The sequence below is a fragment of the Nocardia sp. CY41 genome (genome assembly GCF_009829325.1).
Lineage (GTDB): Bacteria > Actinomycetota > Actinomycetes > Mycobacteriales > Mycobacteriaceae > Nocardia.
Genome location: NZ_VUOS01000013.1, coordinates 207056 through 230023, shown reverse-complemented (window position 1 = coordinate 230023; position 22968 = coordinate 207056). Strand labels below are relative to the sequence as shown.

Annotated in this window: 20 protein-coding genes, 1 tRNA gene and 1 pseudogene; 9 read left to right on the top strand and 13 right to left on the bottom strand. The window is 68.8% G+C overall.

Annotation, left to right across the window (positions count from 1 at the left end):
* Window positions 1-49: 49 nt before the first annotated feature.
* Complete coding sequence (locus GVY64_RS16285; RefSeq protein WP_159842186.1) at window positions 50-1441, top strand: glutamate decarboxylase; 1392 nt, start codon at window positions 50-52, stop codon at window positions 1439-1441.
* A 117-nt stretch (window positions 1442-1558) separates the two neighbouring features.
* Here the strand turns inward: GVY64_RS16285 and GVY64_RS16280 are convergent, their stop codons facing one another.
* The 3 genes from GVY64_RS16280 to GVY64_RS16270 all read right to left on the bottom strand — a co-directional run bounded on the left by GVY64_RS16280 (window position 1559) and on the right by GVY64_RS16270 (window position 4943).
* The gene (locus tag GVY64_RS16280) at window positions 1559-2260 is read right to left on the bottom strand and encodes a DUF2334 domain-containing protein (protein ID WP_159842184.1); all 702 of its coding nucleotides are present in this window, start codon (window positions 2258-2260) and stop codon (window positions 1559-1561) included.
* 129 nt (window positions 2261-2389) lie between these two features.
* Window positions 2390-4561 carry a S9 family peptidase gene (locus GVY64_RS16275; RefSeq protein ID WP_159842182.1) on the bottom strand — a complete coding sequence of 724 codons (2172 nt, stop codon included), beginning with the start codon at window positions 4559-4561 and terminating at the stop codon, window positions 2390-2392.
* Window positions 4562-4571: 10 nt separating this feature from the next.
* Window positions 4572-4943 carry a MerR family transcriptional regulator gene (locus tag GVY64_RS16270; RefSeq protein ID WP_159842180.1) on the bottom strand — a complete coding sequence of 124 codons (372 nt, stop codon included), beginning with the start codon at window positions 4941-4943 and terminating at the stop codon, window positions 4572-4574.
* A gap of 46 nt (window positions 4944-4989) precedes the next feature.
* Here GVY64_RS16270 and GVY64_RS16265 point away from each other — a divergent pair, with 46 nt between their 5' ends.
* Window positions 4990-6078, top strand: coding sequence for an alkene reductase (locus GVY64_RS16265; protein ID WP_159842178.1), 1089 nt, complete (start codon window positions 4990-4992; stop codon window positions 6076-6078).
* Between the two features lie 213 nt (window positions 6079-6291).
* Here GVY64_RS16265 and GVY64_RS16260 read toward each other — a convergent pair whose 3' ends face one another.
* The 4 genes from GVY64_RS16260 to GVY64_RS16245 form a co-directional block, all read right to left on the bottom strand.
* The gene (locus GVY64_RS16260) at window positions 6292-6714 is read right to left on the bottom strand and encodes an HIT family protein (RefSeq protein ID WP_159842176.1); all 423 of its coding nucleotides are present in this window, start codon (window positions 6712-6714) and stop codon (window positions 6292-6294) included.
* A 335-nt stretch (window positions 6715-7049) separates the two neighbouring features.
* Window positions 7050-8471: an adenylosuccinate lyase gene (purB, locus tag GVY64_RS16255; RefSeq protein WP_159842174.1), complete on the bottom strand. Its 1422-nt coding sequence runs from the start codon at window positions 8469-8471 to the stop codon at window positions 7050-7052.
* A gap of 6 nt (window positions 8472-8477) precedes the next feature.
* Window positions 8478-9173, bottom strand: a complete 696-nt coding sequence (locus GVY64_RS16250) for a TetR/AcrR family transcriptional regulator (protein ID WP_236566867.1) — start codon at window positions 9171-9173, stop codon at window positions 8478-8480.
* Between the two features lie 128 nt (window positions 9174-9301).
* A complete protein-coding gene (locus GVY64_RS16245; protein WP_159842172.1) occupies window positions 9302-10471 on the bottom strand; it encodes a pyridoxal phosphate-dependent aminotransferase in 1170 nt (389 codons plus the stop codon).
* 53 nt (window positions 10472-10524) lie between these two features.
* Between GVY64_RS16245 and GVY64_RS16240 the strand changes: the two genes are divergently transcribed.
* Window positions 10525-11496 carry a M23 family metallopeptidase gene (locus GVY64_RS16240; protein ID WP_159842170.1) on the top strand — a complete coding sequence of 324 codons (972 nt, stop codon included), beginning with the start codon at window positions 10525-10527 and terminating at the stop codon, window positions 11494-11496.
* 26 nt (window positions 11497-11522) lie between these two features.
* On the opposite strand, the gene purD is transcribed toward GVY64_RS16240, so the two are convergent.
* The gene (gene purD / locus GVY64_RS16235; protein WP_159842168.1) at window positions 11523-12794 is read right to left on the bottom strand and encodes a phosphoribosylamine--glycine ligase; all 1272 of its coding nucleotides are present in this window, start codon (window positions 12792-12794) and stop codon (window positions 11523-11525) included.
* A gap of 150 nt (window positions 12795-12944) precedes the next feature.
* On the opposite strand from purD, the gene GVY64_RS16230 reads away from it, so the two are divergent.
* A complete protein-coding gene (locus GVY64_RS16230; protein ID WP_043718981.1) occupies window positions 12945-13322 on the top strand; it encodes a PH domain-containing protein in 378 nt (125 codons plus the stop codon).
* A gap of 46 nt (window positions 13323-13368) precedes the next feature.
* Complete coding sequence (locus tag GVY64_RS16225) at window positions 13369-13794, top strand: HIT family protein (RefSeq protein ID WP_159842166.1); 426 nt, start codon at window positions 13369-13371, stop codon at window positions 13792-13794.
* A 195-nt stretch (window positions 13795-13989) separates the two neighbouring features.
* Here the strand turns inward: GVY64_RS16225 and GVY64_RS16220 are convergent, their stop codons facing one another.
* The 4 genes from GVY64_RS16220 to GVY64_RS16205 form a co-directional block, all read right to left on the bottom strand.
* Window positions 13990-15702 carry a glycoside hydrolase domain-containing protein gene (locus tag GVY64_RS16220; protein WP_159842164.1) on the bottom strand — a complete coding sequence of 571 codons (1713 nt, stop codon included), beginning with the start codon at window positions 15700-15702 and terminating at the stop codon, window positions 13990-13992.
* 911 nt (window positions 15703-16613) lie between these two features.
* Window positions 16614-16685, bottom strand: a tRNA-Thr gene (locus tag GVY64_RS16215).
* Between the two features lie 242 nt (window positions 16686-16927).
* Entirely contained in the window at window positions 16928-17167 is a 240-nt protein-coding gene (locus GVY64_RS16210; RefSeq protein ID WP_067795192.1) for an MbtH family protein, read from the bottom strand.
* A 169-nt stretch (window positions 17168-17336) separates the two neighbouring features.
* Window positions 17337-18155, bottom strand: coding sequence for an alpha/beta fold hydrolase (locus tag GVY64_RS16205; RefSeq protein ID WP_159842162.1), 819 nt, complete (start codon window positions 18153-18155; stop codon window positions 17337-17339).
* Between the two features lie 190 nt (window positions 18156-18345).
* Between GVY64_RS16205 and GVY64_RS37255 the strand changes: the two genes are divergently transcribed.
* The 4 genes and pseudogenes from GVY64_RS37255 to GVY64_RS16190 all read left to right on the top strand — a co-directional run bounded on the left by GVY64_RS37255 (window position 18346) and on the right by GVY64_RS16190 (window position 22401).
* Complete coding sequence (locus GVY64_RS37255; RefSeq protein WP_195085746.1) at window positions 18346-18516, top strand: hypothetical protein; 171 nt, start codon at window positions 18346-18348, stop codon at window positions 18514-18516.
* A 159-nt stretch (window positions 18517-18675) separates the two neighbouring features.
* Window positions 18676-20136: pseudogene (locus GVY64_RS16200) on the top strand (alpha,alpha-trehalose-phosphate synthase (UDP-forming)); the annotation flags it as partial.
* Between the two features lie 70 nt (window positions 20137-20206).
* Entirely contained in the window at window positions 20207-20938 is a 732-nt protein-coding gene (locus GVY64_RS16195; protein ID WP_159842158.1) for a response regulator transcription factor, read from the top strand.
* Complete coding sequence (locus tag GVY64_RS16190) at window positions 20935-22401, top strand: sensor histidine kinase (RefSeq protein ID WP_159842156.1); 1467 nt, start codon at window positions 20935-20937, stop codon at window positions 22399-22401. The genes GVY64_RS16195 and GVY64_RS16190 overlap by 4 nt, the downstream gene beginning before the upstream one ends.
* Window positions 22402-22419: 18 nt before the next feature.
* On the opposite strand, the gene GVY64_RS16185 is transcribed toward GVY64_RS16190, so the two are convergent.
* On the bottom strand, window positions 22420-22914 hold the full coding sequence (locus GVY64_RS16185) for a h domain protein (RefSeq protein WP_159842154.1): 495 nt from the start codon (window positions 22912-22914) through the stop codon (window positions 22420-22422).
* Between the last annotated feature and the right edge of the window lie 54 nt (window positions 22915-22968).

The window sequence follows — 22968 nt, the reverse complement described above, 5'->3', positions numbered from 1 at the left end:
ATCCTCAGCAGGCACGCCCGCACACCAGTCGAATCGGGAGGCCGTTCACATGTCCGAAGCAGCCGATGACTTATTCGCCCTGCCCGGGCTCAGCCGGTCCGCGCCGCGGGCCGGATTTCCGCCGCACGAGATGTTTCCGCAGGTGGCCTACGAGATCGTGCACGATGAGCTGCTGCTCGACGGCGTCTCCAGGATGAACCTGGCCACGTTCTGCACCACGTGGGTGGACGACCAGGCGCGCAGGCTGATGGCCGAATGCCTGGACAAGAACATCGTGGACAAGGACGAGTACCCGCAGACGGCCGAGCTGGAGCGCCGCGCCGTCCGGATGGTCGCCGACCTGTGGCACGCGCCGGATCCGGCCGGGACGCACGGCACCTCGACCATCGGGTCCAGCGAGGCGGCCATGCTCGGCGGTCTGGCGGCGAAATTCCGCTGGCGCAAGCGTGGCGGCAGCGGGACGCCCAACTTCGTATGCGGACCGGTTCAGGTCTGCTGGGAGAAGTTCGCGCGCTACTTCGACGTCGAGATCCGGCAGATCCCGCTGCGGGGCGACCGGCTCACCATGCACCCCGACGACCTCGCGGCGTACTGCGACGCGAACACCATGATGGTCGTGCCCACCTTCGGACAGACCTATACCGGACTGTTCGAAGACGTCGCCGGGATCAGCGCGGCGCTCGACACGTTGCAGCACGAAAAGGGCTGGAACATCCCGATCCACGTCGACGCGGCCAGCGGCGGTTTCCTCGCCCCCTTCGCCGCGCCGGAGCTGGTGTGGGATTTCCGGTTGCCCAGGGTGAAGTCGATCAATGCCTCCGGCCACAAGACCGGGCTGGCACCGCTCGGCGCGGGCTGGGCGATCTGGCGCGAGGCCGCGGACCTGCCGGAGGAATTGATCTTCGACGTCGATTACCTCGGCGGCAGCATGGCCACCTTCAACCTGAACTTCTCCCGGCCCGGCGGTCAGGCCATCACGCAGTACTACCAGTTCATTCGCCTGGGACGCACCGGCTACGCCCGGGTACAGTCCGCGATCTACCGGGCGGCGCAGCATCTGGCCGCGGGAGTACGTGAGCTGGGGGCCTTCGACCTGATCCACGACGGCGATCCGCAGCGCGGCATCACGGCCGTGTGCTGGCGCCTGAGCGGCGATCCCGGCTTCAACCTCTACGACCTGTCCGATCGGCTGCGCTCGCGCGGCTGGCTGATCGCGGCCTATCCGCTGCCGGCCGACCGGAACGAGGAGACGGTGATGCGCGCGGTACTGCGCCACGGTTTCACTGTCGACATGGCCGATCTGCTGCTCGCCGACCTCCGCCGCTGCATGGACCAGCTACGGGAGCGGCCGTTCTCGACCTCGCTCACGCGCGCGGAGGCGGGCGGCTTCACGCACGACGCGACGCCGGCCGTCGCGGAGACGAAGGTCGCTCCGTCCTGAACGTGACAGCGCCGCCGCCCGGCTACGCCATTCGCGGGCGGCGGCGCCGATCGGTCGCGCGAAGCTCCCGACCGGCCGCGGGTGACGGGGCCGACCCACCCTCACCCACGGCGTCAGTCATGCGGCGCGAACGGCCGGGAATTGCTCCCATCGGTAGGTCGCGGCCGCCGCACCGTGGAACAGTGCCAGGTCGACGGCGTCGAGCATGGCCTGGCGCGGACCAGAGCGCGCCAACTGGGGGGCGGACACGGCCAGCCGCAGCACACCGCCGCGCCGGGCGGTCCGCGCGGCGCCCATGACCAGCGCGCGGCACCACCAGGGCTCCGCGCGGAACCCCTCGCCGATGCCGTACACCCTGGATTTCTGCGCTGTGTTGCGCTCCAGGTCGATGATCGAGGCGAGGCCGAGCGCCAGCCGGAAACCGACCTCGGGCAGTGCGTCCAGCGCGCCCGCCGAGGCATCCCAGCGCGGAGCCGCGAACAGCCGGGTGCGCAGGTCGGCCTGCTCCATCACCCGATCCGCAGCAGTCAGCCGCAACCGCGCCTCGTGCCGGGGCAGCGTCGCGAACTCGGCGCGCCGCCGCTTGGTGGCCGCCTGGTCGTACCCGTGCAGCACGATGGCATCGCCGCGGGCCCGCCTGCCGCGCAGCCAGGCCTGCGTCGCCGGGTCGTCGAGCAATCGGTACTTGCCCTTCAGCCGCGGCGCGACCAGCAGCGAGAGCGGCACGCCGCGCCGATCCATCTCCTCGGCGAAATCCATCGCCGCGTCCCGGGTTGTGTTCCTGATCCCGGAGATCGATACGATCAGCTCAGCGTTCATGACCCCACGGTGCCAGCCGCACGTGTCCGTGATGTGCAGACTGTATGACCAGGTGGCGAACTCTCCACCACGCCTGTGCCGAGCCGGCGCCCCGCGGTCGGCGCGCCGCCGGGCTCGGCAGCCGGTGCGCTATGCGTCGGCGAGACCGACCGTGTCCAGCACCCAAGCGTGCTCGAAGGCCACTTCCCGCCATTTCTCGTACCGTCCGCTGACCCCGCCGTGGCCCGCGCTCATCTCCGTCTTCAGCAACAGGGGGGCGTCGCCGGTCGCGGTGGCGCGCAGCTTGGCGATCCACTTGGCGGGCTCGACGTAGAGCACCCGGGTGTCGTTCAGGCTGGTGATGGCCAGAATCGCCGGATAATCCTTGGCCTCGACGTTCTCGTAGGGCGAGTAGGACTTCATGTATTCGTAGACGTCCTTGTCCGCCAGCGGGTTGCCCCACTCGTCCCACTCGATCACGGTCAGCGGGAGCGACGGATCCAGGATGGAGGTGAGCGGATCGACGAACGGCACGTTCGCCAGGATGCCCGCGAACAGCTCGGGGGCAAGATTCGCCACCGCACCGACCAGCAGTCCGCCCGCGCTGCCACCATCGGCGACCATCCGGTCCGCGGCGGTGACCCCGGTGTCGACGAGATGCCGCGCGGCGGCCACGAAGTCGGTGAAGGTGTTCTTCTTGGTGAGCGTCTTGCCGTGCTCGTACCAGAGCCTGCCCATCTCGCCGCCGCCGCGCACGTGCGCCACCGCGAAGATCATGCCGCGATCCAGCAGCGACAGGCGGGCGACCGAGAAGGACGGGTCGATGCTCGCCTCGTAGGAGCCGTAGCCGTAGAGCAGCAACGGCTTCGGTCCGTCGGCCGCGGTGGTCTTCTTCCGCACCAGCGAGATCGGAATCCGGGTGCCGTCCGCGGCGACCGCCCACTCCCGCTGCTGTTCGTAGTCGTCGGCGTCGTAGCCGCCGAGCACCGGCTGTTCCTTGCGCAACAGCAGCTCACCGGTGGCCGGGACGTAGTCGAACACCTGCATCGGCGTGATGAAGGAGGTCAGCCCGATGCGCAGGGTCGGCTGAGCCCACTCGGGGTTGGATCCCACGCCGACGGCGAAGAGTTCGAGATCGAAGTCGAGTTCCCGGCGCTCGCCGTAACCGGCGTCGGTCAGCGGCCACACCGCGATCCGGGTGAGCGCCTCGCGCCGGTAGCTGAGCACCAAGTGGTCGCGGAAGGCGTCGATGTCCTCGAGCCGCACGTCCTCGCGATGCGCGATCAGCTGGGTCAGGTTCGACGGATCGTCGACCGGCGCCTCGGCCAGCACGAAGTTCTGCGCCTTCACGCCGTCGACCACGTCGTTGTGCAGGATGAGGAAGCGGTCCTCGCCACCGATCACCGCGTGCTCGGCGGAGTACTCGACGCCCTCCCGGCGCGGCAGCAGCACCCGGAACTCGCCCTCCGGATCGTCGGACGCCAGCACCCAGCCCTCGCTGGTGATCTTGGACCCGACCCAGATCATCAGGTATTTCTCCGAGCGGCTGGCGCCGATGCTCACCCAGTAGCGCTCGTCGGGCTCGTGGAACACCTTGACGTCGGGATCGGTGCTGCCCAGCCGGTGCCGCCACACCGTGTCGGGCCGCCACGACTCGTCGACGGTCTGATAGAAGACATGGCTGCCGTCCAGCGACCAGGTCGCGCCCGGTGCGGTGCCCGCGATCTCGTCGCCGAGCAGTTCGCCGGTGCGCAGATCCTTGAAGCGCAGCACGTACCGTTCGTCGCCCACGTTGTCCACCGAGTAGGCGAGCAGAGTTCCGTCATGGCTGATCGAGAACGCGCCGAGGGCGAAGAAATCGTGCCCTTCGGCCAGTTCGTTGCTGTCGAGCAGCACCTGTTCGCCCGGGACCTCGGTATCGGCGCTCAGCTGCGGCGGGGTCCACGCATCGATGCCTTCGGCGCCCTCGGCGATCGGGCACCGGCAGTGCACGCCGTACTGCTTGCCCTCGAAGCTGCGCGAGTAGTACCAGTAGTCGCCCAGCCGGGTCGGCACCGACAGATCGGTCTCCTGCGTGCGCGCCTTGATCTCGTCGAAGATCGTCTCGCGCAGGGTGCTCAGGTGCTCGGTCTGCGCCTCGGTGTAGGCGTTCTCCGCCTCCAGATAGGCGATGACGTCGGGATTCTCCTTGTCCCGCAGCCACTCGTACTCGTCGACGAAGACGTCGCCGTGGTGCACCCGCTCGGTGGGCACCGTCTCGGCGACCGGCGGCGTCACCGCGCCGCTACCCGTTTCGGAGATCGTTCCGCTGTCGAGAGCCATGGCGTCCACCCTACTGTTCGGCGGCTTGCCCGCCCGCCGCACGGATGATGCCGTCGAGCACGTCGCTGGTCCGGCGCAGGTCGCGCATCGCCTGATCGATCCTGGCGCGTTCCTCGGTGAGCTTTTCCACCAGGAACGGCGTCGCCGCGGCATTGGGCGTGCCGTCGACATCGTGGATGCACGGCAGCAGTTCACCGATCGTGTCGCTGTGCAGCCCGGCGGCGAACATCTCCTGGATGCGCCGGACCCGGTCGACCGCCGCCTCGGGATACTCCCGCTGCCCACCGGAGGTGCGTTCCGAGCTCAGCAGGCCCTTGCTCTCGTAGTACCGCAGTGACCGGACGCTCACGCCGGTCCGCTCGGCGAGTTCACCGATCCGCACATTCGCTCCTTGACCTAACATCGATGTCAGGTTTTACGGTACAGCCATGCTGCTGTTGACCGAATACCGCAACCATCCGCTCGACCTGCCCAACCGGATCGTCATGTCGCCGATGACCCGGCTGCGCTCGCTGCCGGACGGCTCGCCGACCGATGCCGTCGCCGACTATTACGCCCAGCGCGCGACGGCCGGGCTCATCGTCACCGAGGGCATCTGGCCGCACTCGACCGGCCAGAGCGAAGCGTGGGTCCCCGGATTGCAGACGCCCGCGCATGTCGCGGCGTGGCGGCGGGTCACCGAGGCCGTGCACGCGCGCGGCGGGCGGATCTTCGCGCAGCTCATGCACGGCGGACGCAAGGGTCATCCGCTCGCCCGGATCGATGGTTCCTGGCCCGCGGGACCGTCGGCGGTGGTGGACGACGACCGGGTGCATCTGATCGACGGCAGCAAGGCCGACCCGATCACGCCCGCCGCGCTCGACCGCGCCGGCATCGAGGCCGCCGTGCGGCACTACGCCGCCGCCGCACGCAATGCCGTGGCGGCGGGCTTCGACGGTGTCGAGATCCACGCTGCCAACAGCTATCTGCCGCACCAGTTCCTGGCCGACAACACCAACCTGCGCGACGACGAGTACGGGGGTTCGATCGTCAACCGCATGCGGCTTCCTCTCGCCGTGGTGGACGCGGTGACCGACGCCATCGGCGCCGAGTACACCGCGATCCGGCTCTCCCCGGGCAACCCGCAGTTCAACATGTCCGAGGCCGACCCGGCTCCGCTCTACCGCGCCCTCGTCACCGAACTCGACCGACGCGGCCTGGCCTACCTGCACCTCACCGACAACGACCACTACCCCGCGCTGCGCGATCTGCGCCCGCGCTGGCACGGCACACTCATCGCGAACATCGGCGAGAACCGTGCGCCGACCACCGCGGCGGGCGCGGAGGCGACGCTGGGCGCCGGCCTCGCCGACCTGGTCTCCTTCGGCAGGCCGTTCATCGCCAACCCCGATCTCGTGCACCGCATCCGCTACGACCTACCGCTGGCCCCCATTCGCGAAGAGTTCCTGTACGGCCGCACCGCCGAGGGCTACAGCGACTATCCGAACTGGACGGCGGCCGAATTGGTGCGCGACTGACTCGTCGCTCTCGAGGATTGGGCGGTCCTCGGCAGCGCCACCCGGCGACTCGCGCTCGGAGGCCGTGCACGGTGCCGGGCCGGACGCCGCGATTCCGGCATCCGGCTCGGCGATCGGCGGCCGCTGTTCACGAGTCGCCTTTGCGCGAACCGGCACTGTGGAACACCGGGCGAGCCGCTCGAGTTCGCGGGCGCGGTGCGGAACGTTCCATGCTCAATCCTTCAGTGCGCCTCGGATCGAGGTGGCGAGATAGTCCAGGTCTTCCCGCCGCGGACTGGTCGGACGGCCGCGCAGGCCGAAACCGTCGCCGGGAGTCCGCGGGATGACGTGCAAGTGCACGTGAAACACCTCCTGCCCGGCCGTCACCCCGTCCGCGAGAAAGAAATTGACGCCGTCGCACCCGACCTCACTGGTCCGCAGCGCCGCCGCGAGCCGCTGTCCCACCTGGAACAGCTTCCCCCCGACGACCGGATCGAGCTCCGCCAGACTGCGCGCCGCCACCTTCGGCACCACCAGCAGATGCCCCGGCGTCATCGGCCGAATGTCCATGAACGCCAGGACATCGTCGTCCTCGTAGACCTTGCTCGACGGCGCCCGCCCGGCGACGATATCGGCGAAAATCGTGTACGGATTCACGACCCGCAGCCTATGCGGTCACCTGTTGTGTTCGGGCTACGCAATCACGTAGCCCCGAACACAACACGTGCGGTACCATCGAATCAGCTCCTGGCAGTAGCTGGGAGAAGTGGACCCGGCTCTTCACCGGACGGTGGGCAGTCGGGTTTCGCGCTGTTCGGGGTGGTCTCCGACAGCAACCACGGCCCGCACCAGTGGGGTCACCATCGCCTTCCAGTTCCCACCCGCGCCGAATGCCCAGGCGATGGCATCGGAAAGCGTGGAAAGGCACGGGGGGACGATACCGGCCCCCGACCAGGCCGACGAGCGATGTCGTCGCGAAAGGCGCAGTCCCGCTACAGGATCGGCGACGGCGAGTACCGCGCCGCGTCCGGGTACCGGTCGACCAGTTTCTGCACTTGGCCGATGACATCGGCGACCTGGGCTTCGGCCGCGCCGACGAAGACGGACTTGTCGGCCAGTGCCGCGTCGAGGGCAGGGCGATCGAGGGGCAGGCGCGCGTCGGCGGCGAGGCGATCCAGGAGATCGGGTTCGCGCCCCTGCTCGCGCATGGCCAGGGCGACCGCGACGGCGTGCTCCTTGATGACCTCGTGCGCGGTCTCGCGGCCGACACCGGTGCGGACGGCCGCCATGAGGATGCGGGTGGTGGCGAGGAAGGGCAGGTACCGGTCCAGTTCGCGGGCGATCACCGCCGGATAGGCGCCGAACTCGGCCAGCACCGTGAGGAAGGTTTCCATCATCCCGTCGATGGCGAAGAACGCGTCCGGCAGCGCGACGCGGCGGACCACCGAGCAGAACACGTCGCCCTCGTTCCACTGCGCGCCCGCCAGCTCGGCGGCCATCGAGGCGTAACCGCGCAGCACCACCTGCAGGCCGTTGACCCGCTCGCAGGAGCGGGTGTTCATCTTGTGCGGCATCGCCGAGCTGCCTACCTGTCCGGGCTGGAAGCCCTCGGTGACCAGCTCGTGCCCGGCCATCAGCCGGATGGTGTGCGCGAACGAGGACGGACCCGCGCCCACCTGCACCAGGGTGGAGAGCACGTCGTGATCCAGCGAGCGCGGGTAGACCTGGCCCACGCTGGTGAGCACGGTGGCGAAACCCAGGTGCCTGGCCACCTGCTGCTCCAGCCGGGCGAGCTTGGCGGGGTCGCCGCCGAGCAGGTCGAGCATGTCCTGCGCGGTACCCATCGGACCCTTGATTCCGCGCAGCGGATAGCGGTCGATCAGCTCACGCAGCCGGGTCAGCGCGATCAGCAATTCGTCGGCGGCCGAGGCGAACCGCTTCCCGAGCGTGGTGGCCTGCGCCGCGACGTTGTGCGAGCGGCCCGCCATCACGAGCGCCTGGTATTCGGCGGCGCGCTCGGCCAGCCGCGCGGCGATCGCGACGCCGTGCGCGTGCACGTGCTCGAGCGAGAGCCGGATCTGCAACTGTTCCACGTTCTCGGTGAGGTCGCGGCTGGTCATGCCCTTGTGCACGTGCTCGTGCCCGGCCAGCGCGTTGAACTCCTCGATGCGCGCCTTCACGTCGTGCCGGGTGACCCGCTCGCGTTCGGCGATGGAGGCGAGGTCCACCTCGTCGAGCACCCGCTCATAGTCGGCGACCACTCCCTCGGGCACATCGACGCCCAGTTCCGCCTGGGCCCGCAGCACCTCCAGCCACAGCCGCCGCTCCAGCACGATCTTGTGCTCCGGCGACCACAAGTGCACCAGCTCGGGACTGGCGTAACGGGTGGCCAGGACATTGGGGACGATGCTCACGTCCGGTCAGTCTAGTGCTCGGTAACGATCCACTTGCTGGGGCGTGGCACGCACGGGGCCGTCCGTGGTCGCGTAGGCCGCATCGGGGGGCGTGCCCCGGGCCGGAGGCGCGACTATGTCGATCACTTCCAGCAACGCGCCGCGGGCCATCCGCCGCGGCTCCGGGTCCATCTCGGTGAGCGCGGCGACCACGGCGCCGTCCACCACCGCGACCAGCCTGCGCAACTGCTCCGGCCGCACCATCCGGTCGGAGCGGCGCAGCACGTCGGCCAGCAACTCGTCCAGCTGGGCGCGCAGCCGCAGCTGGACTTCGCGCAGCTCCGGGTGCCGCGCCGAGGCGACCGAGCGCTCGTAGCGGGCGATGAGCTGCCCCCGCGCGCCTTCGTCGGGGCCGTCACTGCCCACGAGCAGATCGAGCACCAGGTCGACGGTCGCCTCCGCGCCGCGGCGGCGGTGGCTCACTTCGCCGACTCGCCTGCGCATCGCGTCCAGTTCGGCCATGCCGCTGAACTCGACCGCCCGGGCGATCAGGTCGTCCAGGGATTCGAAGTAGTAGGTGGTCGACGCCAGGGGCAGATCAGCGCGCGTCGCAACCGAACGGTGCCGCACCGCCTCGAACCCGCCTTCGAGCAGGAGCTCGGCAGCGGCGGCTATCAAAGCCTGGCGACGCCGTTCGCCTTTCGGGGTCGTCGCGGTGATCACCGTGCCATCGTGCCAGTCGTCATCAGTTCTTCCAGGGGAAATCGGCGAGGAAAAGCAACCATCGTTGTTTTACCGCATCCGCGCGGCCAGGGTGCCGAACTGCGAAAAGTTGTTGCCGGACGGGTCTTTCAAACGGCGAGATAGTGCCCTAGACGCAGCAGCGCCGCCTCGATGTCCGCGGTCGCTCCGGCGAACGAGAAGCGGACCGTGCGGTGTCCGTTGACGGTGTCGAAATCGACCCCCGGTGCGAGCGCGACACCGGTGTGCCGCAGCACGTCGGCGCACCAAGCGCGAGAATCGTCGGTGAGGTGACCGATGTCGGCGTAGGCGTAGAAAGCGCCGTCGGCCGGGGCGAGGTCGGTGATGCCCAATTTCGGCAGCCCGTCCAGCAGCAATCGCCGGTTCACCGCATAGCGCCGGACGTGCCCGTCGAGTTCCTCCTTCGCCTCCGCGCCGAACGCGTGCAGCGCCGCGTACTGCGAGATGGCGGGCGGGCAGACGGTCAGGTTCGAGGCCAGGCGCTGCAACGCGGGCCGCAGCCCGCTCGGCACCAGCATCCAGCCCAGCCGCCAGCCCGTCATGGAGAAGTACTTGGAGACCGAGCCGATCACCACCGATTCCCGCGAGGTCTCCCAGGCCGATGAGGTCGCGCTGTCGGCGCCCGCGCTGTCGTAGGTGATGCCGTGGTAGATCTCGTCGGAGATGAGCAGGGTGCCGTGCTCCTCGCACCATCGGGCGAGCGCGGCGAGTTCCGCGGGCGCGATCATGGTGCCGGTCGGGTTGGCGGGGCTGGCCACCACCAGACCGGCGGGCGGCTCGGGCAGCGCCTCGAGCATGGCGACGGTGGGCTGGAATCTGGTCTGGGCGCCGCAGTCCAGCTCCAGCACACGGCAGCCGAGCGCGGCGAGCGTGTTGCGATAGGCCGGATAGCCGGGACGCGCGACCACGACGGTGTCCCCCGGGTCGAAGGCGGCGAGGAAGATCAGCGAGAACGCGCCGGACGAGCCGGTCGTCACGACCACGTCGTCCGGGTGGACCTGGTAACCATAGGTCTCGCGATGGTGCTCGGCGATCGCTTCGCGAATCGCGAGGATGCCGAAAGTCTCCGTGTAACCGAGCAATTCGGACTGGATGGCCAGTTCGGTCGCGCGCAGGACCGGCGCGGGCGCGGGTGTCGACGGTTGTCCCGCCGCGAGCACGAGCACATCACCGTGCGTCCGGGCGCGTTCCGCGGCGGCTTTCCACACATCCATCACGTAGAAAGGTGGAATGGTCGACCGGCGAGATTCTCTGGACACTCGACAGACGGTAGAGCACGCTTCACCGCACGGTCGCGGTTATGGTCTACCCGATGCTCGATAAGGCTCGACGAGACGGGCTCGACCGAGTGCGCGGAGTGGCCGGCATCGGCATCATTCCGCGCGATTGGCGCGCGCGCTCGCCGCGACCCCGAAGGCGGCTGCTCGGCGGCGACGAGATCGATCCGCGCGCCCTGTGGGCACGCCGCGGGCAGGTGTGGGAGCGCAGACCGGATCCTCGCGACCTGTGGCGGCGCAAACCCACCGGCGAGCAGGTGCTCGCGTTGGCGCGCAAGCACAAGGTGCTGCTGGCCGGGCTCGCCGTGACCTCGGTGTTCGCCGCGGGCGACACGTCGTTCGCCGGGATGGTCACCGATCGCACTCCGGCGCCGGATCGCGCCCAGCTCGTCGCCGTCGCGTACCCACCGCAGATGCAGAACACCCCGCCCTCGGTGACCAGATTGCTGAACGCGATCGCCAACGGCGAGCGGCTGCGGGAGCAGGCGGTGGTCGCGGCCGCCGCGCGCGCGACGCTCGAACGCGCGAAGGCCGAGGCGGCCGCCGCCGTCGCCGGCGAGCGTCAGCCGTGGATGACCGGCACCGCACCGGTGCAGCCCGGGGCGCTCGCGCCGGGCGGCAGGGGCTTCGCACTGCCCACGCGCGGCATCTTCACCTCGGGCTTCGGGTCCCGCTGGGGCACCTTCCACAACGGCATCGATATCGCGGGCCCGATCGGCACCCCGATCTACGCGGTCGCCGACGGTACAGTCATCGATGCCGGACCGGCGCAGGGCTTCGGCCTCTGGGTGCGGATCCGCCACGACGACGGCAGCATCACCGTCTACGGGCACATGTACGACTTCTTCGTCTCGGTCGGCGAACGGGTGCCCGCGGGAATGCAGATCGCCCGCATGGGCAACCGCGGCGACTCCACCGGCCCGCACCTGCACTTCGAGGTGATCGTCGGCGGACAGCACGTGGACCCGCAGCAGTGGCTGGCGATGCGCGGACTCACCTTCGGCTGAACGGCGGCGGCCGCCGAGCCGCGGAATCAGACCTCGATGCGGCCTTCGACGGCGGCCAGGCCGATGTCCGTGCGGTAGTGGCTGCCCGGCAGTTTGATCGCGGCGATGCGCTCGTAGGCGCGGGTGCGGGCCTCGGCGAGGTCGGCGCCGACGCCGACCACGTTCAGCACCCGTCCGCCCGCGGAGACCAGGGCCCCGTCCTCGCGCTGCGTGGTGCCCGCGTGCAGCACCGTCGCGGTTTCGTCGGACGCGCCCTCGCCCGCACCCGAGATCGCGTCGCCCAGGCGCGGGCGGCCCGGGTAGTTCTCGGCGGCGAGCACCACGGTGACCGCGGCGCCGTCGCGCCAGCGCGGCGGCTCGACCTGCGCCAGCGTGCCGGTGGCGGTGGCGTGCAGCAGCTCGCCGAGCGGGCTGTCCAGCAACGCCAGCACCGCTTGCGTCTCGGGATCGCCGAAGCGGCAGTTGAACTCGACCACGGCGGGGCCGGCCGCGCCGATCGCCAGCCCGGCGTACAGCAGGCCGGAGAAACCGCTGCCCCGCCGCACCAGTTCGGCGGCGACGGGCTGCACCACGTCCTCGACGATCGCGGTGAGGGTCTCCCCGGGCAGCCAGGGCAGCGGCGTGTAGGCGCCCATGCCGCCGGTGTTGGGCCCGGTGTCGCCGTCACCGACGCGTTTGTGGTCCTGCGCAGGCAGCAGCGGAACCACCGTCTCGCCGTCGACCAGGCAGAACAGCGAGACTTCCGGGCCGTCCAGGAACGATTCCAGCAGCACCGGGTGGCCCTGCTCGAGCAGTTCGGCCCCGTGCTCGCGCGCGGCGGAACGGTCCGCGGTCACCACCACGCCTTTGCCCGCGGCGAGTCCGTCGTCCTTCACCACCCAGGTGGGACCGAAGCGGTCCAGCGCGTCGTCCAGCTCGGCCGGGTTGTCCACCACTTCGCTGTGCGCGGTGCGCACGCCCGCAGCGGCCATCACATCCTTGGCGAACGCTTTGGAGCCCTCGATCCGGGCGGCCGCGGCCGACGGCCCGAAGCACGGGATGCCCGCCACCCGCAGCGCGTCGGCGACGCCGAGCACCAGCGGGACCTCGGGGCCGATCACCACCAGGTCGGCGTCCACCTCGGTGGCCAACGCGACCACGTCCTCGGCGGCGCACGGGTCGACCGGGCGGACCTGCGCGTGCTGGGCGATCCCCGCGTTGCCGGGCGCGGCGAAGAGCGCGGTCACCGCGGGGTCCCGGCGCAGCGCCAGGACGAGGGCATGTTCACGGGCTCCGGAACCGATGACGAGTACACGCACGGCAGACAGCCTAAACGAGCCGTTCGGCGGGATCGCCGCTGCCGGTGCGCACGAAGGGGATGATGAATGGGGACAACCGATGTGGCGGCACTTCCCTCACCTTGGGGCCTGACCACTCGTGCCGCCGGAGCACCCGAAGGAAGTGCTGAGATGGGTCTGATCGACGGACTGATGGGCAACGCCGGCCGGATCGATCCGGGGCAGGCGCAACAGGAGTACGCCAAGCTCCTCGGCAACGGAGAGCAGGTGTATGCCGCATACCTGCTGGTCCGCGACGCGATGCTGTTCACGAATCGCCGCCTGATCCTGATCGACAAGCAGGGCGTCACCGGCCGGAAGGTGAGCTACCACAGCGTTCCCTATCGGGCGATCACCCACTTCTCGGTGGAGACCGCGGGCACCTTCGATCTGGACGCCGAGTTGGCCATCTGGATCGCGGGCACCGCGGAACCGCTGCTGAAGCGGTTCAACCGGCAGGTGGACATCTACGAGGTGCAAGGCATCCTGTCGCACTTCGTCGCGGTGTAGCGCGCGGCCGGCGCCGCGGCGCACGGACCCGTCTACGCTGCGGGACATGGCTTCTGTCTTCAGCGCGATCATCGCCGGTCAGCTCCCGGGCCGTTTCGTCTGGGAGGACGACGAGTTCGTCGGTTTCCTCACCATCGCCCCGGTCACCCCTGGTCACACGCTCGTGGTGCCCCGCAAGGAGATCGACCAGTGGCAGGACATCGACGCCGACACCTTCGCCCGGCTGACCGCCGTCGCCCAGAAGATCGGCCAGGCCGTGCGCGCGGCGTGGGACGCGCCGCGCGCCGGTCTGCTGATCGCGGGTCTGGAAGTGCCGCACCTGCACGTGCACGTGTTCCCGGCCTTCGCGCTCGGTGACTTCGACATCTCCGGCGCCGATCCGAACCCGAGCCCGGAGTCCCTGGACGAGGCCCAGACCAAGATCAAGCAGGCGCTGCGCGACCTCGGCTACGGCGCCAACGTCCCCGGCTGAGCCGCCTCTCCGGGTATTCAGGCCGTACGAGTTGGGTGGCGGTGGATGTGCGTTCAGGTCCTGCGTTGGGTGCGACGTGTGTTCTGGGCGTACCCAAGGAGTTACCCATGTTCGTGCGAGATCAGTTGTCGCCTCGATCGTGTGGGTTCCGGCCGCTTGTCGCGGTCGGACCCTTGGTGTCCATTTCTATCGCGGTCAGCTCGCTACGTCGTGCAGGGGTGTATCGACTCCGCCGACCGCTACCGTGGCCAGCGTCTGGCTCGGGGTCCAATAGATCCGGCCGTGCTCGAAGTCCTGGTAGGTGCCGGTGTCCCAGGGGATCTCGTCGGTCGTCGGCCAGCCCAGCGGGCCGTTCTCGAAACCCGAGCGGTTCCAGCGGTCGCGGATCGCGCCGTGCACCCAGCACACGGTGTCGCTCGTCTGCCGCCGGTAGAGCGCGCCGCCCTGGAAACCTTGCACCTCACCCGCGGTCTGGCCGTCCGGACCGGGTAAGAGGGCGCGATCGGTGATCGGATATCCGAGCGGACCGGCCTCCCAGCCCAATGCCTCGAACTTTCCCCACAGCGTCTCCGGGATGGCGTGCGCACCCGTGTCCGGATGCCAGTAGATGTACCCGTGCTCGAACTGGGCGAAGCGGCCGGCACCGTCAGGCGTGGCGATCTCACCCGCCGTGATCCGGCCGCCCAGCCATGGATTCGCGGCCGCGCAATCATTGATCGCGTTCGGCTCCGACCCGGTGGGCCCGCCGGTGGCGAAAGCGCGCACGTCGTCGGCGAAAACGTCCCAGGGGAAATTCGGTCCCACGTCGGTGTGCGTGCCGATGCGGAGACACTCGGTGACGTACTTGTGGTCGGAGATTCCCTGCCGCCGCTGGTAAGGCGGCGCGATGACATACGTGTCGAACCCGTACTTACGCGCGTCCTGCACCGCGAGCCAGGCCGCGATCCTGATGTCGTCGCGGATGCGCAGCCAGTCGTCCCGGCTCCACGCGACGCGGCTGCCCGCGAAGCAGAGGTTGATCGTGAACGAGTTCGCGTCCAGCACCGACCAGCTGGCCAGATCGGTGTCCACCACGTCGACCACCACGCGGTCGCGCACGGTGTAGTGATAGCTCACCCCGTTCGCCGGATTGTTGAGATAGTTGGCCAGGCTTTCAGCCGTTCCGTTGCCTTCCTGGGTGTGCAGCAGAAAGTTCTCGATGCGCGCACCGTGACGGCTGGACGCGGAGTCGCCCATGCGGTCCAATTCGACGTATTCCGGCTTCTGCACGGCTCCCCCTGGATTCGACAGAGCCTTCGACCACTGGCCGTAGTCGTCGGCGAGGACTTTGTTGACATCGACGACGACGCCGGCCACTCGGTCGCGGTCGATGCGGATCTGATGGATGTGCGCGGCCGGATGGTCGCCGTTGATCGAGGAATCGCCGGACCAGTTGTGTTGCCAGAACCAACTGGCGACGCCGTCCTCGAGCGCCCAGTCGATGCACCGGGCATTGCCGTACATACCGGTCCATTCCAACCCGACGACCGACGCCCAGCCGCGCAGAAACGGGGCGATGAGCGAATTCCACTCCGCCAGCGTCGGATTGGCGTCGACCGGGGCATACAGCGGACGAAAGCCGGGTCCGCCTGCCGCGAAGTGGTAATCGAGCGCGATCCGCGCATGACGCACGCCCGCGGCGTAACCGCCTTTCCAGTCCGCCGTCTCCCCTTTGCCGTACTGGTAATTGGTCACTATCTCGAGCCCGATGGCGCGCAATCGGTCGCAATACTCCCGCCGCAGCGGCTTCGCACCGAAATTCGTGCCCGGACGGGAATCACTGAAGTAGCCGATGACGCCCGCGTATCCGGCGTCCTTGATCGCTTGCGGCTCGATGAGCGCCGCGGAGAAGTCGATCAACTCAGTCATCGCGCACCCCCTGGGTCGTACGAGCCCGCGCAACGGTCGGCAGCAACGCGTTGAATTCGTACATCTCAGTAACTTTCGGCAGATGGTGAACCCGACAGAGCTAGAGTCGCCCGAATGTGCGCGAAGTATGCCCACATGTCTGGTTTGTAGCCCATCCGGTGTTTGCGCGTGACCTGATCCGGTTCATCACGAGACCTGTTTGCGCACACCAGACTACAAACGGACTCGTAGCCGAAAACATGCTCGTCAGTCGGTAATCAGATCTGCTGATCGTTCGCCATCGACCGTCATACTGGTCGGCCGCTTCCCGGAGCCGTTCCCACCGGACCGCATTGTCGAAGTTCCCTGTTGCCGGGCCAGATCCGAACCGGACGCATTCGGAGGCGTTCACCGTACATCGGTGACAGCTGTTTCCGGCCGCCGGCCGCATCGGTGTACTCCGGCCACATCGGCCAGCACCCGATGGCGACCGGACCACCTGCTCCTGTCCAGGCCCTGGAGCGACCGCGCACCAGCCGACCCGATCCCGCGCAGCCTCGCCGCTACCACCCTCGGGGAGGACGAACCACCCGGCATCCTCGAGCTCGCCCCCGAGGCCCACGGCCTCGACCACTGAGCGAATACACGCGCAGTGGCCGGTGAGTTCCTGCCGGATCGAAACCGACGACCGCGCGCATACGACATCGGCCACGGCCGATATCCGTGAGCCGCACACGCGCAGCAACTCCATTGAACCCGCGTCAAGGGTGCATTGACGACCGCTCGCTTACAACACCGAGCACGGCCTCTACCACTGAGCTACACGCCCAGCAACCAGACGGAGCCCCCTGTCAGGATTGAACTGACGACCGCTCGCTTACAACACCGAGCACGGCCTCTACCACTGAGCTACACGCCCAGCAACCAGACGGAGCCCCCTGTCAGGATTGAACTGACGACCGCTCGCTTACAAGGCGAGTGCTCTACCACTGAGCTAAGGAGGCGGGAAAGCGGTTGTCATCATAGCCCGGTACGGCGTCCGCCTCACAACGGAATGCGCGTTCGACGCCGAACGCGACCGTACCGGCCCGACAACCGCTTTTCGAGCGAAGCGAGATCGAGCTTGCGCTGCTCGCGGCTCGACTCGCGGCCGAGTGGCCGCCGCGCGACGCGGGTCGCGATCGGCGGTCACTCGGACGCGAGCTGTCAGGCGGCCGCGAACACGCCGCGCCGAGGGCGCGACGGATCAGACAGAGCCCTGACGGGCCGCGTCGTCCGCGGCCATGGCGTCACGCAAGCTCTTCGGACGCATGTCGGTCCAGTTCTTCTCCACGTACTCGACACAGGCGGCGCGGCTGTCCTCGCCGAACACGACTCGCCATCCGGCTGGAACCTCTGCGAAGGCCGGCCACAAAGAGTGCTGTTCTTCGTCGTTGACCAGGACGAAGAAGCGGCCGTCTTCATCATCGAAGGGGTTGGTGCTCAATTTCACCTCACTGGATACTGGCGCTATGTACGGGATCGCTCCTGGTTCACCCGGCGCCGGGTTGCTGCCAACCCCTGGCGCCGAGAGACCCCGAGCGTTGTTTCGACACTAGCAAGCAAGACGTTACGCCTGGGTGGTTACCTACGCTGTCACCCCCGCCGACGCGCAATCAGCCCGCAAAGAAGTCCAGAAGAATCTTGTTGACCGCCTCCGGCCGTTCCAAATATCCGAAATGCCCGGCGTCCGGTATCTCCTGGTACCGCGCACCCGGAATGACCTCGGCGATCTCCCTGGACAGATACGGCGGAATCATCCGGTCGTCGGCGAATCCGATCGAGAGACACGGCACGCGGATGCCCCGGTAGGCCTGCACCCGGTCGAAATCGTGGTCCATCCTGCGCTGCGCTCGAATGCCGGGCGGGACCGGCCCGCCGGTGAACTCGAACAGGTCGAGCCAGTCGCGCGCGGCGTTCGGTTCGGCCATGGTGGCGGGCGAGAGGTTCATGACCGCGGTGATCGCGGCCTCGTATTTGGGCGGCAATTTCACCCCCGCGGCGTCGAGTTCGTGCTCGCCGAGCGACAGCGTCTTCTGGAACTGGTCCAGCCGTCCGTGTCCGGCCATGAACACCGCCTTGCGCACCAGGTCCGGGCGGGCCAGCGCCAGTTCCTGGGCCACACGCGCGCCCATCGAGGTGCCCACCACCAGCGCGGGGCCCTCGTCGAGGAACTCGATCAGGGCGGCGGTGTCGGCGACCAGCTCGTCGATGGTCATGCCGGAGGCCGCCTCGAACGACGGCGCGATCCCGCGGTTGTCGAACGTGCAGACCCGGTAACCGGCCGCGACCAGGGCCGGAACCTGGTGCAGCTCCCACACCCGGCCGGGACTGCCGGTGCCCATGATCATGACCACGAGCGGCGCGGAGCCCTTGGCGCGGTCACCCTTCACCTGATAGTTGAGGGAAATCCCGTTCACCGTGGCCAGCGGCATGTCGACCCTTTCGTGAGGTTGGTGCTGCGTTCCCCACGGTATAGGGACCGGCGGGGAAGATGCACCGACCGGGGTGCCTCGGCGGCCTCGTACCGCGCTTCGGCCAACGCCCCGGCGAGTGCACCTCCCAGCGTCGCATACCATTGACTTTTCGCAGGGCAAGAGCGCACTGAGCCGGGAGGACTTGACGATGGCCGCGAAGGGCAGCGCGAACGACATTGCGGACGAGGATCTGGAACCGCTCGCCGACGAAACCGCGCGTCAGGCGCAGCGAGTGGTCGCCGCTTACGCCGAGGACGCCGACGAATGCCGGATGTTGTTGTCCATGTTGGGTATTGGACCGAACGCTCGAGGCGAATAACCTCGTTCTCGACGCCAACGGCGACGTCGACTACACAACTCCAGCGGGATACAGCAACGCGCAAAGGATGCGTGAGTGGACCAGATGAATCCGTCCGACGACTCCGAGCACGCCAGAGAGACCTCGACTGCTGACGCCGCGGCGGAGAACACCGGCTCCGGTTTCGTCGTCGTCGCCAACCGGCTCCCCGTCGACCTGGAACGGCTGCCCGACGGCAGCACCCGGTGGAAGCGCAGCCCGGGCGGTCTGGTGACCGCGCTGGAATCGGTCCTGCGCAACAACAAGGGAGCGTGGGTCGGCTGGGCTGGCGTCCCCAACGTCGACGTGGACCCGATCATCGAGGACGGTCTCGAACTGCATCCGGTCCCGTTGTCCGCCGACGAGGTGGCCGACTACTACGAAGGCTTCTCCAACGGGACGCTGTGGCCGCTGTATCACGACGTGATCGTGCGGCCGGTCTACGACCGCAAGTGGTGGAGCGCCTACGTCACGGTGAACCGGCGTTTCGCCGAGGCCACCGCCAAGGTCGCCGCCGAGGGCGCGACCGTATGGGTACAGGACTACCAGCTGCAGCTGGTGCCCAAGATGCTGCGCATGCTGCGTCCGGATCTGACCATCGGGTTCTTCCTGCACATCCCGTTCCCGCCGGTCGAGCTTTTCATGCAGATGCCGTGGCGCACGGAGATCGTGGAGGGCCTGCTCGGCGCCGATCTCATCGGCTTCCACCTGCCCGGCGGCGCGCAGAACTTCCTCTATCTGGCTCGCAGACTGGCCGGTCAGCCCACGTCGCGCGGGTCGGTCGGGGTCCGTTCCAAGCTCGGCGTCGTCCAGGTCGGATTCCGCACGGTGCGCGTCGGCGCGTTCCCGATCTCGATCGCCTCCGCCGAACTGGACGAGCACTCCAGGCGCCGTTCGGTGCGCGAGCGCGCCGCCAAGATCCGGGCCGAGCTGGGCAACCCGAAGAATATCTTGCTCGGAGTGGACCGGCTGGACTACACCAAAGGCATCGACATCCGTCTCAACGCGCTCGAGGAGCTGCTGCTGGAGGGCCGGATCGATCCCTCCGAGACGGTGATGATCCAGCTGGCCACCCCCAGTCGCGAGCGGGTGGAAAGCTACATCCAGATGCGGGGCGACATCGAACGCCAGGTCGGCCGCATCAACGGCGAGTTCGCCCGGGTCGGCTATCCGGTGGTGCACTACCTGCACCGCCCGATCCCGCGCGACGAACTGGTGGCGTTCTTCGTAGCCGCCGACGTGATGCTGGTGACGCCGTTGCGCGACGGCATGAATCTCGTCGCCAAGGAGTACGTCGCGTGTCACAGCGGGCTCAACGGCGCCTTGGTGCTGAGCGAGTTCACGGGCGCGGCGGCCGAGCTGCGGCAGGCGTATCTGTGCAACCCGCACGACCTCGACGACGTGAAGGACGCCATCGTCGCGGCGCTGGAAGACGAGCGCGACGTCAAACGCAGGCGGATGCGTTCGCTGCGCAGGCAGGTACTGGCCCACGACGTGGACCGCTGGGCGCGCGCCTTCCTCGACGCGCTGGCGCAAGACCAGGTCGCAGGCAGCGCGTTGCTGACCGACGACGACGTGTACCCCGAGGACCGCGAGCGCTGAAACCGGCGCTCACAGGAACCACCCAGCTTCGGTCCAGGAAGTTCGCAGCCGGATGGCGGACCATGAAGCCATGAGTGGTGCGCCCGTGCGGCAGACGCCGGAGGCCAGAATCCTGGTGGTCGACGACGAGCCGATGATCGTCGAACTGCTCGCGGTGAGCCTGCGCTACCAGGGCTTCGAAGTGGACACCGCGGCCGACGGCGCGCAGGCGCTGGACAAGGCGCGCAGCTTCCGTCCGCAGGCGCTGATCATGGACGTGATGATGCCCGGCATGGACGGGTTCGGCCTGCTGCGCCGGCTGCGAGCGGACGGCGTCGACGCGCCCGTGTTGTTCCTGACCGCGCGCGACGACGTGCAGGACAAGGTCACCGGCCTCACCCTGGGCGCCGACGACTACGTCACCAAGCCGTTCAGCCTGGAAGAGGTCGTGGCCCGGCTGCGGGTCATCCTGCGCCGCGCGGGGCACGCCGCGCCGCAGCGGGAGAGTTCGCGCATCCGCTTCGAGGACATCGAACTCGACGACGACACCCACGAGGTGTGGAAAGCGGGCGAGCCGGTCGCGCTGTCGCCGACCGAGTTCACGCTGCTGCGCTACTTCATGGTCAACGCGGGCACCGTGCTGAGCAAGCCGCGCATCCTCGACCACGTCTGGCGCTACGACTTCGGCGGCGAGGTCGGCGTGGTGGAGACCTACGTCTCCTACTTGCGCAAAAAGGTCGACACCGGCGATACCCGGCTGATCCACACTCTGCGCGGCGTCGGCTACGTGATGCGCGCGCCTCATCGCAAGAGCGCTACATGAACCCGGGCCGGCTCGCCACGGCGCGTGCAAAGGTCTCCGGCCTGCTTTCCGCCGTTCCGCTGCGCGTGACGCTGATGGTTCTGCTGGTGCTCACGGCGGGGCTCGGCTTGCTCGTCTCCGGCATGGTCGTCACCTCGGCCCTGGATCAGCAGCTGACCGACCGCACCGACCAGCAGTTGCGCGACGGCGCGCGGGAATGGTCGAGACGCCCGCCGCCCCCTCCGGTGCTGCCGCCCGACCCGCGCCACGCCTCGAGCCAGTTCTACGTGCGCTCCATGCGCTCCGACGGTCGCGTGTTCCTCATCCCGGCGTTCGCCGAGGACTCCGAGCCTGCCCTGCCCGCGACCCCGCCATCCGGCCCGTACACCGTCGATTCCGCGAACGGCGGGCCGATCCGGTGGCGTGTGCTGACAACTCGCACACCGGACGGCACCACGACGGTGGCGCTGCCCCTCACCCAGAACACCGACACGGTACACCGGCTGGTGATGCTCGAGCTGATCGTCGGGGCGGTCGTCCTGGCGGTGCTGGCGGTGCTCGCCTACTTCGTGGTGCGGCGCAGCCTGCGGCCGCTGCGGCGGGTGGAGAGCACAGCCGCGGCCATCGCCCGTGGCGATCTGCACCGCCGGGTCCCGGTGCGCAACACCAACACGGAGGTAGACCGGCTGTCCAGGTCGCTGAACGGGATGCTGGCGCAGATCCAGCGCGCGTTCACCGCCACCGCCGCGTCCGAGGAGGCGGCGCGCCGGTCGGAGGAGCGGATGCGCCGGTTCATCGCCGACGCCAGCCACGAGCTGCGCACACCGCTGACCACGATCCGCGGGTTCGCCGAACTGTACCGCCAAGGCGCCACCGGCGATCCGGCGGCGTTCATGGACCGCATCGAGCGCGAATCGCAGCGAATGGGCGTGCTCGTGGAAGATCTGCTGATGCTCGCGCGGCTGGATGCGCAGCGTCCGCTGGAGCTCGGCCCGGTGGACCTGCTCGCTGTGGCCAGCGACGGAGTGCACAACGCGCGGGCAGTAGTGGCCGCGGGGCACTCCGACGGGCCCGTCCGCAGCATCGAGCTGAAGGTCGAGCCGGGCGAGGGGACGCTCGAGGTGATCGGCGACGAGGCGAGACTGCGCCAGGTGCTGGGCAATCTGCTGACCAACGCCCTCACGCACACCGCGCCCGACGCACAGGTGACGGTGCTCTTGCGGCCCGGCCCCGAGGACGTACTGCTCGAGGTGGCCGACACCGGCCCCGGCCTGCCACCGGAGGACGCCGAACACGTCTTCGAGCGCTTCTATCGCACCGACAGCTCACGCGCCCGCAGCAGCGGCGGCACCGGGCTGGGCTTGTCCATCGTGCAGGCGCTGGTGACCGCGCACGGCGGCGAAGTCGGCGTGCGCAGTTCGCCCGGCACCGGGACGACGTTCACCGTGCGGCTACCGCGCAAGCAGCCTGCGCAGGCGTCCTAGCGGACCACGGGTCGACGGTCAGACCGGGGTCACCGCCGAGACCAGCCAGTGCGAATCCGCTTTCGTCAGCGTGACTCGTACGCGACTGCCCGTGGTGGTGCCCTGCGGGGTGTCCTTGCTCGTCATCACCTGGTTGAGGAACAGCAGGACCTGCGCGTGCGAACGGTCGGCGGAGATGACACCGGCCGCCTGCGTGGTCGCGGTGACGGTGAGCTGCTTCTCCTTGGCGCCGGGCGCGATCTGCTTCTCGATCAGCGTCAGGTAGTCCGTGCGGAAATCACCGGTGAGGCTATCGGCGGACTTGGGCAGTTCGGTGTCCACGGTCTGCGGGTTGTAGGTGAACATGGCCTCGACGGTGCGTCCCGCCGTCGCGACTGCCTCCTTGCGGGACTGCTCGGCCTGCCGGTCGTCCCAGTAGCGGTAGCCGTTGACGCCGCCGACGACCGCGGCCGCGGCGACCACGACACCGAGCACCGCGAGCAGGATCCTGGCTCGAATTCCCTGACCGTTCATGCTGTGTCCTCTCCGGCATGAACGGAGCCCTCCGTGGTCACGCTCCGCTGCCGC

Coding starts and splice junctions, on each gene's coding strand:
- GVY64_RS16190 (WP_159842156.1), top strand. CDS start 20,935: ATGAACCCGGGCCGGCTCGCCACGGCGCGTGCAAAGGTCTCCGGCCTG.
- GVY64_RS16225 (WP_159842166.1), top strand. CDS start 13,369: ATGGCTTCTGTCTTCAGCGCGATCATCGCCGGTCAGCTCCCGGGCCGT.
- GVY64_RS16185 (WP_159842154.1), bottom strand. CDS start 22,914: ATGAACGGTCAGGGAATTCGAGCCAGGATCCTGCTCGCGGTGCTCGGT.
- GVY64_RS16230 (WP_043718981.1), top strand. CDS start 12,945: ATGGGTCTGATCGACGGACTGATGGGCAACGCCGGCCGGATCGATCCG.
- GVY64_RS16280 (WP_159842184.1), bottom strand. CDS start 2,260: ATGAACGCTGAGCTGATCGTATCGATCTCCGGGATCAGGAACACAACC.
- GVY64_RS16220 (WP_159842164.1), bottom strand. CDS start 15,702: ATGACTGAGTTGATCGACTTCTCCGCGGCGCTCATCGAGCCGCAAGCG.
- GVY64_RS16240 (WP_159842170.1), top strand. CDS start 10,525: ATGCTCGATAAGGCTCGACGAGACGGGCTCGACCGAGTGCGCGGAGTG.
- GVY64_RS37255 (WP_195085746.1), top strand. CDS start 18,346: ATGGCCGCGAAGGGCAGCGCGAACGACATTGCGGACGAGGATCTGGAA.
- GVY64_RS16205 (WP_159842162.1), bottom strand. CDS start 18,155: ATGCCGCTGGCCACGGTGAACGGGATTTCCCTCAACTATCAGGTGAAG.
- GVY64_RS16285 (WP_159842186.1), top strand. CDS start 50: ATGTCCGAAGCAGCCGATGACTTATTCGCCCTGCCCGGGCTCAGCCGG.
- GVY64_RS16275 (WP_159842182.1), bottom strand. CDS start 4,561: ATGGCTCTCGACAGCGGAACGATCTCCGAAACGGGTAGCGGCGCGGTG.
- GVY64_RS16195 (WP_159842158.1), top strand. CDS start 20,207: ATGAGTGGTGCGCCCGTGCGGCAGACGCCGGAGGCCAGAATCCTGGTG.
- GVY64_RS16265 (WP_159842178.1), top strand. CDS start 4,990: ATGCTGCTGTTGACCGAATACCGCAACCATCCGCTCGACCTGCCCAAC.